At 39.5% G+C, this 15,777-nt stretch carries 12 protein-coding genes and 1 pseudogene; 10 read left to right on the forward strand and 3 right to left on the reverse strand.

Translation table 11 applies throughout. The features are described from left to right. Positions 1–28: 28 nt before the first annotated feature. On the reverse strand, positions 29–1,201 hold the full coding sequence (fadA, locus tag EGS71_RS14700; RefSeq protein WP_000212712.1) for an acetyl-CoA C-acyltransferase FadA: 1,173 nt from the start codon (positions 1,199–1,201) through the stop codon (positions 29–31). A gap of 12 nt (positions 1,202–1,213) precedes the next feature. After that, positions 1,214–3,367, reverse strand: a complete 2,154-nt coding sequence (fadB, locus tag EGS71_RS14705; RefSeq protein ID WP_000580938.1) for a fatty acid oxidation complex subunit alpha FadB — start codon at positions 3,365–3,367, stop codon at positions 1,214–1,216. Positions 3,368–3,938: 571 nt separating this feature from the next. Here fadB and lpxO point away from each other — a divergent pair. The 8 genes and pseudogenes from lpxO to EGS71_RS14745 all read left to right on the forward strand — a co-directional run bounded on the left by lpxO (position 3,939) and on the right by EGS71_RS14745 (position 12,009). Further along, positions 3,939–4,853 (forward strand): lipid A hydroxylase LpxO, encoded by a 915-nt coding sequence (gene lpxO, locus EGS71_RS14710; RefSeq protein ID WP_000598896.1) that lies wholly within the window; start codon positions 3,939–3,941, stop codon positions 4,851–4,853. Between the two features lie 210 nt (positions 4,854–5,063). Further along, positions 5,064–6,107 (forward strand): lysozyme inhibitor LprI family protein, encoded by a 1,044-nt coding sequence (locus EGS71_RS14715; RefSeq protein ID WP_001099004.1) that lies wholly within the window; start codon positions 5,064–5,066, stop codon positions 6,105–6,107. 232 nt (positions 6,108–6,339) lie between these two features. Beyond that, positions 6,340–6,870 carry a peptidoglycan hydrolase gene (locus EGS71_RS14720; protein ID WP_000929592.1) on the forward strand — a complete coding sequence of 177 codons (531 nt, stop codon included), beginning with the start codon at positions 6,340–6,342 and terminating at the stop codon, positions 6,868–6,870. Between the two features lie 133 nt (positions 6,871–7,003). Further along, the gene (gene uvrC, locus EGS71_RS14725; protein WP_012300759.1) at positions 7,004–8,803 is read left to right on the forward strand and encodes an excinuclease ABC subunit UvrC; all 1,800 of its coding nucleotides are present in this window, start codon (positions 7,004–7,006) and stop codon (positions 8,801–8,803) included. A gap of 120 nt (positions 8,804–8,923) precedes the next feature. Next, a pseudogene (locus tag EGS71_RS14730) lies at positions 8,924–9,718 on the forward strand (thioesterase family protein). 118 nt (positions 9,719–9,836) lie between these two features. Further along, positions 9,837–10,424, forward strand: coding sequence for a CDP-diacylglycerol--glycerol-3-phosphate 3-phosphatidyltransferase (gene pgsA / locus EGS71_RS14735; RefSeq protein ID WP_000206941.1), 588 nt, complete (start codon positions 9,837–9,839; stop codon positions 10,422–10,424). Between the two features lie 122 nt (positions 10,425–10,546). Further along, positions 10,547–11,401, forward strand: coding sequence for a methylated-DNA--[protein]-cysteine S-methyltransferase (locus tag EGS71_RS14740; RefSeq protein ID WP_001178154.1), 855 nt, complete (start codon positions 10,547–10,549; stop codon positions 11,399–11,401). Beyond that, a complete protein-coding gene (locus EGS71_RS14745; protein WP_000171255.1) occupies positions 11,398–12,009 on the forward strand; it encodes an alpha-ketoglutarate-dependent dioxygenase AlkB family protein in 612 nt (203 codons plus the stop codon). Before EGS71_RS14740 ends, EGS71_RS14745 begins: the two co-directional genes overlap by 4 nt. Positions 12,010–12,203: 194 nt before the next feature. On the opposite strand, the gene EGS71_RS14750 is transcribed toward EGS71_RS14745, so the two are convergent. Then, on the reverse strand, positions 12,204–12,977 hold the full coding sequence (locus EGS71_RS14750) for an IclR family transcriptional regulator (protein ID WP_001018361.1): 774 nt from the start codon (positions 12,975–12,977) through the stop codon (positions 12,204–12,206). 495 nt (positions 12,978–13,472) lie between these two features. On the opposite strand from EGS71_RS14750, the gene EGS71_RS14755 reads away from it, so the two are divergent. Beyond that, positions 13,473–15,572, forward strand: coding sequence for an FUSC family protein (locus EGS71_RS14755; protein ID WP_000925020.1), 2,100 nt, complete (start codon positions 13,473–13,475; stop codon positions 15,570–15,572). Then, complete coding sequence (locus tag EGS71_RS14760; protein WP_000503613.1) at positions 15,565–15,771, forward strand: DUF1656 domain-containing protein; 207 nt, start codon at positions 15,565–15,567, stop codon at positions 15,769–15,771. The genes EGS71_RS14755 and EGS71_RS14760 overlap by 8 nt, the downstream gene beginning before the upstream one ends. The last annotated feature ends 6 nt before the right edge of the window (positions 15,772–15,777 follow it).

Raw genomic sequence — 15,777 nt, forward strand, 5'->3', positions numbered from 1 at the left:
AGCGGGGATTTTTTTATCTTGGTGTTAATTAAACACGTTCGATCACTGTTGCGATACCTTGACCAAGGCCGATACACATCGTTGCAAGACCGATTTGAGTATCTTGTTGTTCCATTACATTTAACAACGTAGTGGTGATACGAGCACCTGAACAGCCTAGTGGGTGACCAAGAGCGATTGCACCACCATTTAAGTTCACGATGTCTTGTTTGTCATATAGACCTAAGCCTTTAAGAACAGACAAGCCTTGTGCAGCAAATGCTTCATTTAACTCAACAGTCTGGATATCAGCAATTGATAAGCCAGCACGTTTAAGCGCTTTTTGAGTTGCTGGAACTGGACCATAACCCATGATTGCTGCATCACAACCAGCAACCGCCATAGAGCGGATCACGGCACGTGGTTTTAAACCTAATGCTTGTGCACGTTCAGCAGACATAAGCAACATTGCAGAAGCGCCATCAGAAAGAGCAGAAGATGTTGCTGCTGTTACTGAACCACCTTTAGGGTCAAATACAGGTTTTAATGCTTTGAACGCTTCAAGGTTTGCATCTGGACGAATCACTTCATCGATGTCGCAAAGGATTTTAAAGCCATTTGCATCGTGGCCTTCAACACCAATGATTTCATTTTTGAAACGGCCTTCTTGAGTTGCAGCCCAAGCACGACGGTGAGATTCAACACCGAACGCATCTTGTTCTTCACGGGTAATGCCGTTCATGCGACCTAACATTTCAGCAGTTAAGCCCATCATATTAGATGCTTTAGCGTAGTGTTTAGATGCTTCAGGGTTAAGGTCGATGCCGTGCATCATGCCTACGTGACCCATATGCTCTACACCACCAATAATGAAGATATCACCTTGGTTTGTTGCAATTTGTGCAGCCGCAGTGTGGATCGCTTGCATAGAAGAACCACAAAGACGGTTAACTGTTTGACCAGCCACAGTTTTAGGCAAGCCAGCCAATAAACCGATGTTACGACCAATGTTCATACCTTGTTCTAGGGTCTGGTTTACACAGCCCCAAATCAGGTCTTCAACTTCATTTACATCAAACTGGTTACGGGCAACGAGCGCACGTACAAGTTCAGCAGATAAACTGTCGGCACGTACATTACGGAACATACCGTTTTTAGATTTGCCCATGGCAGAACGAACGCCATCAACAATCACAACGTCACGTGGATTTAAAGTAGCCATTCACGTCGCTCCTTAACCGTAGAATTTTTTGTTGTTAGCAGCCATGTCGCGCAACATTTGTGGCGCTTCATAAGCCTTACCTAAGTGCGCATATTTGTCGCAAAGTGCAACGTATTCAGCAACACCTGTTTGGTCGATGTAACGGCATGGACCACCACGGAATGGAGGGAAACCAATACCCATAATCATTGCCATGTCTGCCTCAGATGCAGTCGCTACAATGTTGTCTTCTAAGCAACGAACAGTTTCATTGCAAAGAGCAAGCATCATACGGTCAATAATTTCTTGGTTATCAAATTCGCGTTTTTCGCCAGTTACGAATGGAGCAATCACTTCATACGCTGTTGGATCAACAGTTTTTGCTTTCTTGCCTTTCTTATCGAGTTCGTATTTGTAGAAACCTACATCATTCTTTTGACCAAGACGCTTCGCTTCGTACATTGCTTCGATCGCGCCTTTGTAGTCTGGCTTCATACGGTCAGGGAAACCTTCAGCCATCACTTCAGCACCATGTACACCTGTATCGATACCTACAACATCGATCAGATAAGCAGGACCCATTGGCCAACCGAACTTAGACATTACATTGTCGATTTGCTGGAAATCTGCGCCGTCTTTTACAAGAAGGTCAAATGCACCGAAGTAAGGGAACAATACACGGTTAACCAAGAATCCTGGGCAGTCATTTACAACGATTGGTGTTTTACCCATTTTTTGAGCAAGCACGACCGTAGTTGCAATTGCTTCTTCAGAAGTTTTTTCACCACGAATAACTTCAACAAGTGGCATCATGTGAACTGGGTTGAAGAAGTGCATACCAACGAAGTTTTCAGGACGTTGTAATGCTTTTGCTAAACGTGTAATTGAAATGGTAGAAGTATTAGAAGCAATGATCGTGTTTTCACGAACATTTTTCTCAGTTTCAGCAAGTACGATTTCTTTTACTTTTGGATTTTCAGTTACCGCTTCGATCACGATGTCGACTTCTTTAAACTCTTCGTAGCTTAAAGTAGGACGGATGCGAGCAAGTGTTTCACCCATTTGCGCAGGTTTCATTTTCTTGCGTTCAACTTGCTTGGTTAACAAGTTGTTTGCTTCTTTCATACCTAATGCAAGTTGTGGGTTACCAATATCTTTCATGATGATTGGAGTGCCTTTGCTTGCCGCTTGGTAAGCAATACCACCACCCATGATACCCGCGCCAAGTACAGCAGCTTGGTTTACAGGGTGAGCACCCTTTTCATGTTGCTTAGATGCTTTTTTAACAACTTGGTCATTAATGAATAAACCAATTAATGCTTCAGCTTGAGGAGTTACGGCTGCTTTGGCAAAGCCTTCAGCCTCAGCTTTTAACGCTTCATCACGTGCAAGGCTTGCACCAGCTTGTAATGAATCAAGTAATAATTTTGGAGCAGGGTATTGAGCAGGATTTGCTTTAGCAAGTACCGCACCTTTTGCTGTGTTGAACGCCATCATTTGTTCAAGTGGGTTCAATTTTACAGCTTCAAGTTTTTCTTGGCGTTTTGCTTTCCAGTTTAAACGACCAGAAATCGCTTGTTTGACCAGGTCAGTAGCAGCGTCAAGTAATTTGTCCGCAGCAACCACAGCATCTACAGCGCCATCTTTAAGTGCAGCAGCCGGTTTCTTTGGAGTAGCCATTGCCATCCATTCAACTGCATTATCAATACCAATGAGACGGCTTAAACGAACACTACCACCGAAACCAGGGTAAATACCGAGTTTGATTTCTGGTAAACCGACTTGTGCAGCTTCTGACATCACGCGATAGTCACAAACTAAACACATTTCAAAACCACCACCCAAAGCCATGCCGTTAATAGCAGCAACTTTTGGAAGGTCTAAATCTTCAAAGCTATTGAAGATTTCGTGAACAGGCATAAGCCAGTCAACAATCGCTTTTTCGCCTTGTGCAAAGTTTTGACCAAATTCGGTAATATCTGCACCAACAATGAATGTAGATTTGCCCGAGGTAACAACTAAGCCTTTAATATCGTTATTAGCTTTTACAGCCGCGATAGCAGCTTTGAAATCTTCAATTGTTGCACGGTTGAATTTATTGACCGACTCACCTTGTAAGTCAAAGCGGAATTCTGCAATTCCGTCCGCAAGCATTTGGACGGTAATGGCATTGCCAGCGTGGATCATGCCTGATCTCCTTAGTTTTGGAGGATTTCTAAGTTGATGTTATGAAGCGTGTGTACAGCTCCGGTACACATTTATGCTTCGCTAATCTTACGATAACTATATCTAAAAAGAACCCGACAAGTTGTATCAAGCCGTGACGCAAGGGTCATCTTATTTTTAATTGAATTCATACCAATTAAATGCATAAAGAAAATCATAGAGATAGCTGCTGAGTAAAGGCTTTTGTTTTAATTTAAGTTTTTATTTATAAAAAGTATAAATCTTTAATTTATTATATAAAAAATGAGAATTTTATCCTATTCACTTCTTGTCAAAAAGGTCAATTGTTCTGGTGTAATGTCTAAAAAAATCGACTACAAAGTCACAATTTTCTAATGAATGATCACCATAACAAATTAAGCGCTTTTTTTATATTAAGGCCTCTTAATTTTCCGAAATACACTTTTAATTTTTTACATTCGCTTTTTATAAGTCAATTTTGTTAAAATTTGCGCCAATTAAATAAACTTCCGGTTGCTATTACCTTAGAAAATTAAGGTAAGGTTGCCCTAAACTTTGAAAGAGTAGCAATATGATTAAGTGGATCATATTAGCGATTTTTGTGATATCTGCATTGTATATCCAACATCGCGGCAAAGTGCGTCACTCGTTTTATCGTCAATTTTTTGACCATTCAACCTTGCTCGCACCGATTAACTTTTTAATGTACATCTTTTCAAAGGTACCGAATCAACCCTATATCGACACTCAACACTTTAAAGATTTAAAAGTGTTAGATGAAAATTGGGAAATGATTCGAGATGAAGCGAAAGCTTTATATGACCAAGGTGGGATTAAAGCATCAAGTACCTACAATGATTTAGGTTTTAACTCGTTCTTTAAAACAGGGTGGAAACGTTTTTACCTCAAGTGGTATGAATCAAGCCATCCTTCAGCTGCTGAACTTTGCCCAAAAACAACGGCTTTACTCAAAACATTACCAACGATTAAAGCGGCAATGTTTACAGAGCTTGCTCCTGACAGCCGTTTGGTAAAACACCGTGATCCCTATGCAGGGTCACTCCGTTATCATTTGGGTCTGATTACTCCAAATGATGACCGTTGTTTCATTGATGTAGATGGTGAAAGATACTCTTGGCGTGACGGTCAAAGTGTCGTGTTTGACGAAACTTATATTCACTATGCTGAAAATAAGACCGATCAAAACCGTATCATCTTCTTTGCCGATGTTGAACGTCCAATGAAAGTAAAATGGATGGAACGTTTCAATCATTGGTTTGGTCGTAACGTAATGACTGCGGCAAGCTCACCGAATGAAACAGGTGACCAAACAGGGGGCTTAAATAAAGCCTTTGGTTATGTTTATCAAATTCGTATTAAAGCTAAAGCTTTAAAAGCTAGTAATCGTAAGTTGTATTACTTCTTGAAATGGTTCCTCATGCTTGGAATTTTCTTCCTGATTTTTGTTCGACCATACGTATTTTAATGAAAGCGCCCGAAAGGGCGTTTTTTTATTGTGATTATTTAAATAATTTAGATTTATTTTTATGCATTTAAAACGATGATTATTAGCGTGGGGAGTATTTTATTTAAAATTTCAGGTGAATTCTATTTTAATTATTGGGATGATAAGGCGACTGGTAAATATATGCCTTTCTTGTACTTAATAAATTTTAAAAATTTGCGTGGAATATAAATGAATACGGTGATGAAACAAGCTTTAGTAATAACTACATTCACTGCAGCAGTGATATTGACTGGATGTGGTAAATCTAAGCCAGAGCCAAAATCAAAAACAGAAAAAGTCGAGGCAATTTCGGATTGGAGCTGTACATACCCTGATAATTTAAATCAGATTCAAACCTCTTTGAAAAAAGAATATTTGAAACAAATCGAACGTAGTTTAAGGCAAAGTCAATATCAGGTTGATACGGATATTCTTAATAAAATTAATCAAGGTTTGAAGTTTGAAATTAAAAATGTTCGCACTTTACCGTTAGAAGATGAAAGCCAAAAAAATACACAACTCAGCTGTGAAAGCCAATTGGTTGTTTCATTTCCTAAAGGTTTACAAAAACGTGCGGAAAAAGCATATATTGAAGAGTTGCGTCATTCTGATAAAGAATCGGATACGCTCAATGACTATTTTTCGGATAATGAATCCTCTTTGACCCTTGAAAATGATCAATTGAAAGGTGACTTTTTCTATAACATTACAAAAACAGATAAAGAAGGTTTGGTGTTTGACTTGCCAACTCAAAATAGTGTGATTGAAGGATTGGTTTTTGTTGCCACTAAAGCTGTGCAATATGCAGCTTATGTTAAAGAAAATGAGTTGATTGAAGAAAATATTGAAGAAAATCTGCAAATATCTGAGCAAAATAATGAAGAGCAGACTGCTCTGGCTCAGGAAGCCATGGATGTTCGTAAAAAAGAATTGGATGCTGACAAAGCGAAGCAAGTGGAACGCTTAAATCTGACTTGGGATAAATTGAGTGCCGATAAAAAAACTCAATTTAAACAAGATCAATCGGATTGGTTTAAAAAACGTGATGTTGAATGTAAGGTGCTGGCACAAAAGACTGTAGATGAAATTCCTGAAAAAGACTTAGAAACTTACCAAAAGCAATCCGATTATTGGACCGCTGAGATGCGTAAGCAAAATCAGGAAATGCAATATACACAATGCTTTATTCAAAAAACTGCAGAGCGAACAGTTTATTTAAATAATTTAAACTAATCTGAAACTCTCTATAAGTGCTTGGTCAATCGTGTTGAAATAGATGGGATTGACTAATCTTTAGTAAGTTCGAAAGGGCGTTTTTTTATAGGTATTAAAAACGACAAATTAATTTTGTGACCTATTTCACAGTGCTGGCAATTTGTTACAACTATTAAAAGCCAACAGATAATTTTGATTCTACAATGGCGCGGTTTTTTCGAAGACTTGGTTAGCGGAAGTAGGTTTTACAATGGCTCATGCTCATCACGCAGCTCATGCATATGTTCACCATATCAAAGTGAGAAAAGAAGAAAGTTCTCAAGGTGACTTAAAAACGAAAGCGATGTTAAGCAAAGCTTCTTCGGGAAATAAAAAACTTCATCGACCGGCTTCTAAACGACATAAATCGGAAGATCAAAATATTGATCTACATAAGTTCTCAAGTAAGCTTGAAAGTATGTCTGCAAAGCACAGTAAAGAAAAATGTGCCAAGAATATTCGCATTGCCTTACAAGCTGCGGGTGCAGATGTATCAAAGCATCCTGTAGCTGCATCTGACTGGGGGCACACCTTAGAAAAGAATGGTTATAAGAAAATCAAGCCGGCATTTAATCGTCCTCAAGAAGGGGATATTTATATTATCGAACGTACCAGTGGTCATACTTACGGGCATATTGCGGGCTATACGGGTAATGGCTGGTTCTCAGATTTTCGTCAAAAAACCTATGCGGTCTATAAAGAAAAAGATGTGAAATATAGTTACTATCGCCTCGACTCTTAAGGAAGTACGACACACTTTGTCGGGCTAGTTTCCTATCCCTTTTCAAATTTAGGTTCTGGCACAGTAAAGCACTTGAAAAGTAAAGGTGAAAACATCACATTAGGTATTCAATATTAAGCCATGTATGCCAATAGTGAATCAAAACGCTCGTCCCCATATTGAAAAAATTTTAGCTAATCTGACCCAACTTCCAGGCGTTTATAAGATGCTAGGGAAAGAGGGGGAGTTGTTATATGTTGGTAAAGCTAAAAATCTAAAAAATCGGGTGTCGAGTTATTTTGTTAAAACCATTGAGCACCCGAAAACTCAAGCTTTAGTCGCTCGAATTTATGATATTGAAACGCTAGTTACGCGTTCAGAAACCGAAGCGCTGCTTTTAGAACAAAACTTAATTAAACAACATCGTCCGCCTTATAACATTATGCTGCGAGACGACAAGTCATACGTCTATATCTTTGTATCGGCAGATAAACCTTATCCGCGAATTGCCAGTGGACGTGGCAAAGGTAAGCACCAAATTGGTAAATTCTTTGGGCCTTATCCAAGTGCTTATAGTGCCCGAGATACCTTACTGGTTTTACAAAAGCTTTTTAATGTCCGTCAGTGTGAAAATAGTTACTTTTCACAGCGCAAACGTCCATGTTTGCAATATCAAATCAAGCGTTGTTCGGCTCCGTGTGTAGGCTTGGTCTCACCAGAAGATTACAAAGAAGATGTGAATAACAGTATTCGTTTCTTACAAGGTGATACCAAAGAGTTAAACCAGGAACTGATTGCGAAAATGGAGCAGGCAGCGGCAGATCTTGAATTTGAAAAAGCGGTTTTTTATCGAGATCGGTTGTCTTTACTTCGCGAAGTACAAGCACAGCAAGCTGTTTTCAAAGTGAAAGGTGAAGCTGATATTTTGGCAATTGCCTATCAGGCTGGCGTGACATGTGTGCAGATTATGCATGTACGTAACGGACGTATGTTGGGAGGTAAAAGCTATTTCCCTGATATGTTAGGCGATGACCTTGGTCAAATGCTAAGTGACTTCATGGCAAACTTTTACTTTCAGGTTGCCGATGAAGTACCAAGCGAACTGATTGTGAATACTGCCTTACCTGACCGTAAAGAGCTGGAAGAAGCCTTAGCACAGCAGTTTGGAAAGAAAGTCCAGATTAAGAGCAGTGTACGAGAAACACGTGCTGAATGGTTAGAACTTGCCGAAATGAATGTTCAACATGCAATTAAAGGGCAGTTGAGTAACCACTTAGAACTCAATGAGCGTTTCCACCAGCTTGAGCAGGTAGTTGGCCGTCCAATTGATCGGATTGAATGTTTTGATATTAGTCATACCATGGGCGAAGCACCGATCGCATCATGCGTCGTGTTTGACCAAGGTGGAGCACGTAAACGGGACTATCGCCAATTTGCCATTCAAGATATTACTGCGGGTGACGATTATGCAGCAATGCGCCAAGCTTTAACGCGTCGCTATAAAAAGGCAATGTTACCAGATCTGCTTTTAATTGATGGTGGTAAAGGCCAGCTCCATATGGCCATGGAAGTAATGCAAGAGCTTGGGTTAGAAGCTTTTATGGTAGGTGTATCGAAAGGTGAAGGCCGTAAACCGGGGCTTGAAACGCTTCATTTTACCGATGGCACAAAAATCCAGTTACCTGAAGATAGTAAGGCGCTACATTTGATTCAACAGGTGCGTGATGAAGCTCACCGTTTTGCCATTACTAAACACCGCGCTAAACGTGATAAACGCCGTAGCACCTCAGTTTTAGAAGCAATTCCGGGCTTAGGACCTAAACGCCGTCGAGATTTATTAACACATTTTGGTGGGATTCAAGGTGTTTTAAAAGCATCTGAAAAAGAACTGACAGTCGTGCCGGGCTTAGGTGAAGTGATGGCAAGAACGATTTATAAAATTTTGCATGAGTAGTCATGTCTTGAGAAGATGAGTGACAAAAGCGCTCGTAAATTAATAGCTGAATGATCATTCACATATTGGTCAAAATGATGAAAGATATTTCTTAACCATGCGCATGATTTAGGGATATGAATGTCATTACTGCAACTATGGGAAGATGTAAAACAAAATGAATGGATTGATATACCTGCATGATGGTTACAGGGCCGCACCGTTTTTGGTGGCCTTGTTGCTGGGTTATTAATGCAAAAGGCATGCTCCTATATTCAAGATTCAAATAAAAGATTATTAAGTTGTAGTGTTACTTTTGTAGGCCCTGTACAACAAGGCGCTGCCCGATTGACTATTGAAGTTTTAAGAGAAGGAAAGTCAGTCACTACGCTTGAAGCGCGTTTATGGCAAGATGATGCGGTACAAACGATTTTGGTTGCAAGTTTTGGGGCTTCTCGTGCATCGAGTATTGAGGTAAAGCAAGAGCCAGTCGTCCCTGCTTATGTACCACCTGAAAATTTATCTGTCATTCCTTTTGCGAAACATATGCCTGAATGCTTTCAGCATTTTGAAGTCTGTTGGGCTGAGGGGAATTATCCGGTAACGGGAAGTAAACACCCCGACTTTGGTGGCTGGTCAAGGTTCTCACCAGAGCAGCATGCGAATCGTCAAATGACATTATCTGATTTGATTGTTCTTATGGATATTTGGCCACCGGGTGTTTTGCCTATGTTTAAGCAAGTTGCACCTGCAAGTTCTTTATCATGGCATATTACTTATGTTCATCCGGTTCGGCACCAGTTGTGTGACTGGTTTAAATATAAAGTAACTACTGAATATGCAGCTGAGGGGTACTCCACAGAATATGCATATCTTTGGGATCAAAATGATCATTTAATTGCAATCTTGCGGCAAACTGTTACGGTATTTACCTAAGTAATCTACTTTCTCGATTCACATATTTCGTATAAAGTGGCTGTTACAGATAGATACAATATTGAAGTATGTGTCTTTGTCTGTTAAAAGATGCGTGAAGACTAAATTGGCGGTGTTTATGACCACAGGGCGAATCCTGAATATCCCAAATATCCTAACTTTGGCGCGTATTGCGCTTATTCCTGTATTTTTGGTGATTGCATATTGGCCGCCTGCAATAGGTATTGGTGAGCACGTAGGAAGTATGACACGTCATATTATCTTGACGGCTATTTTCGTGCTGGCTGCCGTAACCGACTGGTTTGATGGCTATTTAGCACGAACTTTAAACCAGACTTCAGCATTTGGCCGTTTCCTAGACCCGGTTGCAGATAAACTTATGGTTGCAGCTGCACTTATTGTTTTAGTGCAGTGGAAACCGACAATTGCAATGGCTTTCGCTGCAATTGTTATTATTTCACGGGAAATTACTGTGTCTGCTTTACGTGAGTGGATGGCAGAACTTGGCGCGCGGACCAGTGTAGCCGTATCAACAGTCGGTAAATATAAAACTGCATTTCAAATGATTGCGATTAGCGTGTTCCTGTTGAATTGGCAGCCTTTAGAAGTATTGGCCTATGCTTTGTTATATACCGCCGTTATTTTGACTTTATGGTCAATGTTTATTTATTTAAAAGCTGCATGGCCATACCTAAAGCAGCCATAAAATTAAAAAGATGTTCAAAAGCCTTTCCTTGCGAAAGGCTTTTTTATTGGAAAGTGCAAGAATCGGGTCGTCATGGTGTCTTGGCTACTTTAAAGTAAGATTGAGTACTAAGGAGGTGACAGATGCAAATGCTTTCTTCTCGACAATTTGCTGCGATTGCCACAATTATTGAATATTTATATGAACATCTAGACCAGCAACCAAGCTTAGAAGATGTCGCTACATATATGAATTTAAGTCCGAGTTATATCCAGCGGCAGTTCCAAGAATGGGTAGGCATTAGCCCTAAGAAGTTTGTGCAATATATGAGTTTGCAGCAAGCAAAATATTATTTAATGCAGCAACGTAGCTTATTAGATACTGCTTTAAATACTGGACTGTCGGGTACGGGTCGTTTACATGATTTGTTTATTCAGCTTGAAGGGATGACCCCTGGTGAATACAAGCAGCAAGGTGATGGCGTTGAACTGAATTATTCAGTTGAAACGAGTCCATTTGGTGACTTATTGGTAGTAAGTAGTGATAAAGGGATTTGTTCTGTTCGCTTTGTTGATCATAGTGAGAACATACAAGAAATCGTTAAACAGTATTTTCCGAAAGCTCAGTTAAAAAATCACTCTCCGATTTGGCATCAACAGATTGCACAGTGGTTTAGACAAGACTTCTCAGAACATTTACAGCAGAAATTACCGCTTAATCTTGCAGGAACACCATTTCAGCTACAAGTATGGGAGGCACTGCTTACTATTCCCGAAGGGCAGTTACGAACCTATCAAGATATTGCTGAGCAAATTGGAAAACCTAAAGCAGTCAGAGCAGTGGCTACAGCAATTGGCCAAAATCCGATTGCGTATTTAATTCCATGTCATCGGGTCATTCGCGCAACAGGAATGGTCGGTGAGTACCATTGGCAAAAAGGGCGTAAACTGGCATTGTTAGCTTGGGAGATGGCTAAGCAGCAAGGGGAGATTGCATGACATTAGATTTATTTTCTCCGGAACCTTGTTCAAACTTATTGCCTTATGATGGTGAGGTTCAGGATTATGGATGTATTTTAACTGCCGAAGAAGCTGAACAATATTTTCATTATTTGTACCACCATTTGGCGTGGCGACATGATGAAGCGAAGCTATATGGCAAGCACTTTATAACACCTCGTAAAGTTGCTTGGTATGGAGATGAGCATTATCGATATAAATATTCTGGTGTCTTTCGTGATTCTTTACCGTGGGACAAAGCACTTGCTCAGCTAAAACAGCAAGTAGAGAAGAGCCTTTCAGAAAAATTTAATTCTTGCTTGGCAAATCTTTATGAAGACGGAACTCAAGGAATGGCTTGGCATAGTGATTCGGATGTGTCTTTAGCCAGAACCACTACAATTGCCTCTTTAAGTTTTGGAGCAACGCGAAAGTTCTCTTTTAGGCATATTCAAACTAAAGAAAAAGTTGAGATGTGGTTACAACCGGGTCAACTTATTGTGATGCGTGGTGAGACTCAACAATATTGGCAACACCGTTTAAATCGTTCAACCAAGATTTTACAACCACGCATTAATCTGACTTTTCGTCAGTTCAAATTTTCATAAGTTTTTTCTAAAAATTGGGCAAGAAAAAAGCCCATGATGGCAACATGAGCTTATTCCTCTGAGGGAGAGCCTACTATTGATGAGCTGCTGATGAAAAGAATCATCAATAGGTGCTAAAATCATAATATGAGAATATTTGGATATTTTCAATGCTTCAAAGTGTAAGAAAACTTTAAATTATCAAAAATATTATTTTAGATCTCGCCCTTTTCTGAAAGTTCCATAAAGCGCTGCTCAATCAATGCCGCGTTTTCTTGCAAAATTTCAATCAACTTTTCAATATTTAAAAAATCAAAGCGGTTCTTTGATGCGACTAACGTTAAAGCCAAAGGAACTTCTTTACTCGAAAAACGAACGGGTACAGCAAGCCCTGAAACATTCGGGTCAATCTCACCTTGCGAGAAATAGAAGCCTTGTTTTTTTATTTTACGCATACGTTGAATAAAGCTAGGTTCGTCTACAGCAAAACCTGATTCAGACAGCTCATGTTGAAAACGTTCATAGTAGTCATGCATGCGCTGTTTACTTAAATGTGAAACCATCGTTTTTGGTGAAGCCCCAACATAAATTGGGCGTGGGCAGCCTCGACCATATGAAAGTAATTCAGTATCTTTAAAAATCTCATGATGAATATCAATGCAGTAGTCATCATTTAAATAGGTGAGTAAACAGCAAAGTTCAGTACGCTCTACAATATTTCGCATAAATGGCGTGCTGATTTGGACCAATGGATCGGTTGTTCTAGATACATAGTCAAGAACTGCTATTTTTGAGCCTAAAGTGTAATCGCCAGAAGTACCATTAATACGTTTTAATAAGTCGGCTGATACGAGTTCTTTCAGATAACGGTAGCTGGTCGGTTTAGACAAGCCAAGTTCTTCGCAAATAATATCGACATTAATCACTGGTCGTGAAACGGAAAATAAATCCAGTACGGTTAAAATTTTGCCAAAACTTGAAATTGCCATGATGTCTTATTCGTATCCTTAATAAACGGGTCACACTTGAGTTCTTATAACAGAAAAATTGAAGCTTTGTCTCAATTCCAAGATAACTGCCTGATTTAAATATTTTACGCTCAGAATCAGAAAAGTTCTCTTGATTCACACATCATATATGATTAACTAAAAACATATCAAATTATCAAATAAAGATATTTTAGTTGACTAAATCACTTTAATTTGAAAAAATTGTGCAACAAAATATCTAATCGAGAAAGTGGTTTATTCTGCCGGCTTTCTCGATGTCTCTTCTTTCCTAAGCTTGGTCGTATAAATAGCGGTCAAACTGAAATCATCTCGGTACATCATGCAGAGATGTAGGAAAAATCATTGTATTGAAGGATGCTCTCATTAACTCATTTGTCTTATAGGCAAATGACAAAGTCGTATTGTCTTTTTTTAAAAGCAAATGGACACTGATGAGCATGCTCATCAGTTCAAATCTATATTTGAGATGAGTTCATGTTATTAAAGCAAATACTGGCTTTTCGCCCGAGTAAGCTTGATCTAATTTTTGCAATAAAGACATTTATTGCCGGTATGTTGGCATTATTTGTTTCGTTCGAATTAGACCTGATTAATCCAATGTGGTCGATCGGTACCGTCCTGATTATCGCCAATCCTTATTCGGGTATGGTGTCGTCTAAGTGTGTTTATCGTTTATTGGGAACGGTAGGCGGGGCCATTATTGCCTTAACCATTACTCCGCATCTGATTAATACGCCGTGGATTTTTACGGTTGTGTTATCACTATGGGTGGGCTTTGCGCTTTATGTGTCTTTATTAGATCGGACTCCTCGCAGTTATGCATTTATGTTGGCAGGTTATTCAACCGCAATGATTGTGTATAACGCGATTACTTATATTGATCAGTACAATATTTTTGATATTGCTTTGGCACGTGTACTTGAGATTTCAATTGGTGTGATTTCTAGTGCGGTTGTGTCTGCGACTATTTTGCCCATGCATATTGGTTCGGCAATCAAACAGCGTGTAACGAAAACCCTCAAAGATACAGAAAACCTGTTTGCTAATTTGTTAAATGCAGATCAACAGCAAAACAATACACAGCTTTTAGCTGCGATTACTCGTGATACGACCGATATTCATGCTCTGGCAGTTCACTTGAGCTATGAAAAAGGTGAGTTGCATGGCATGACTAAACCTTTGCAAGAAATGCTCCATCAAATGTCGATGGTGGTCGCAAACTTGGTTGCCTTATCTGAACGAATTAAACAACTGCAAGAACTCAATTTTATTGAAAGTCATTCAGATAAATTAAAGCAGCTTTCAGGGCATGTGATTCATTTTCTGGAACAAAAAGATCAGATGACTGATGAAAATATTCTGCAGTTACCTGACGAGTTTGAAAATGATTTCTTGAACTTAAATGATTCGGCTTCTGAACATCAGCAAGTGTTATTGGCTGCCATGAAAATGGATGTGCGTCATTTCATTAGTAATGTTTTAGCTGTAAAAGTTTTATGGCAACGCATCAAGCAAGGTAATAAAGAGATTCCAGATAACATTACCCCAATGACTACGACCTATCCAAGTTTACACCGAGATCATGGTGTGGCAGTCAGAGGTGGTATTAGTGCAGTGCTGATTACATTTATTGTGACTGGTGTGTGGATTCTTTCTGGCTGGAAAGCTGGGTTCATGATGGCACAGATCGGTGCAGTCACTGCCTGTATCTTAACAGCCCTAGATAACCCTGTTCCTGTCTTGCGTATTTTTATATGGGGCAGTGTGGCATCGGCGGTTTTAGTTTTTATTTACGCGTTTGGTATTTTTCCTCATGTCACAACGTTTTGGGAACTTGGACTCGTTTTATTACCAATGTTCTTGTTTGCGGTTTCCATGATGGCGAATCAGGCACTCATGCCAGTCGGGATGGTGCTAGGTATTAATACCATGATGGGGCTGAACTTGCACAATGCTTATAGCATGGACGCAGTGTCTTATTTAGATAGCTCATTTGGTATGGTCATGGGCGTATTGGTGTCATTAGTCGTTATTGATGTTGTGCGTGCCATGTCACCCGATACCAGTGCAAACCGTATTTTGGCTTTACATTACCGTGCGATGCGCCAAGCCATATACATTCCTTATGGTATTGAATTTAAAGTTCACTTACGGGGGATGTTAGACCGTGTTGGTGTCTTAAATACTAAAATGGTTCAGTCAGAAGAGATTAAAAAATCTATTCAACAGGCTTTGGTTGAATCCAGTGCGATCATTGATTTAAGCCGACTACAAGAGTTAGCAAATCAAGTTCCGATATCTTCGGAATTAGCCCATCACATTGGCCGTTTGCAACAAGATTTAGATGAGCTATTTAGAGCTAAAGAAAATGAAAAAGGTGAAAGTGATGTATTGGTACAGCACATTCACCAAACCTTATTTGAACTTAAACAACTTGCTTCAAATATTGAAGATATGACTCTGCGTCAAAGATTATTTATTTCACTAAATAATATTGCTTATAGCATGTGTCATGTTTCATCAAACCAAATGAATGCAGATCGTACGCTTACAGGAGCCACAGCGCATGGGTGAGTTTAATGTCTACGGTATTTACGTGCCTGCTTTGCTCGTCCAAGCCATTTTTGCATATATATGTTTTCGCTGGTTAAGTCCCTTAACCAACAAATGGATTGCACAAGGCTGGATTGCATTACCCAGTATTTTCAATTTGTGTTTTTACCTTTTACTACTTTTGGTGATACACCAAATTTTTGTTGGGTTAGGTGCTTAAAGATGA

This window comes from Acinetobacter sp. FDAARGOS_559 (assembly GCF_003940475.1).
Classification (GTDB): Bacteria; Pseudomonadota; Gammaproteobacteria; order Pseudomonadales; family Moraxellaceae; genus Acinetobacter; species Acinetobacter baumannii.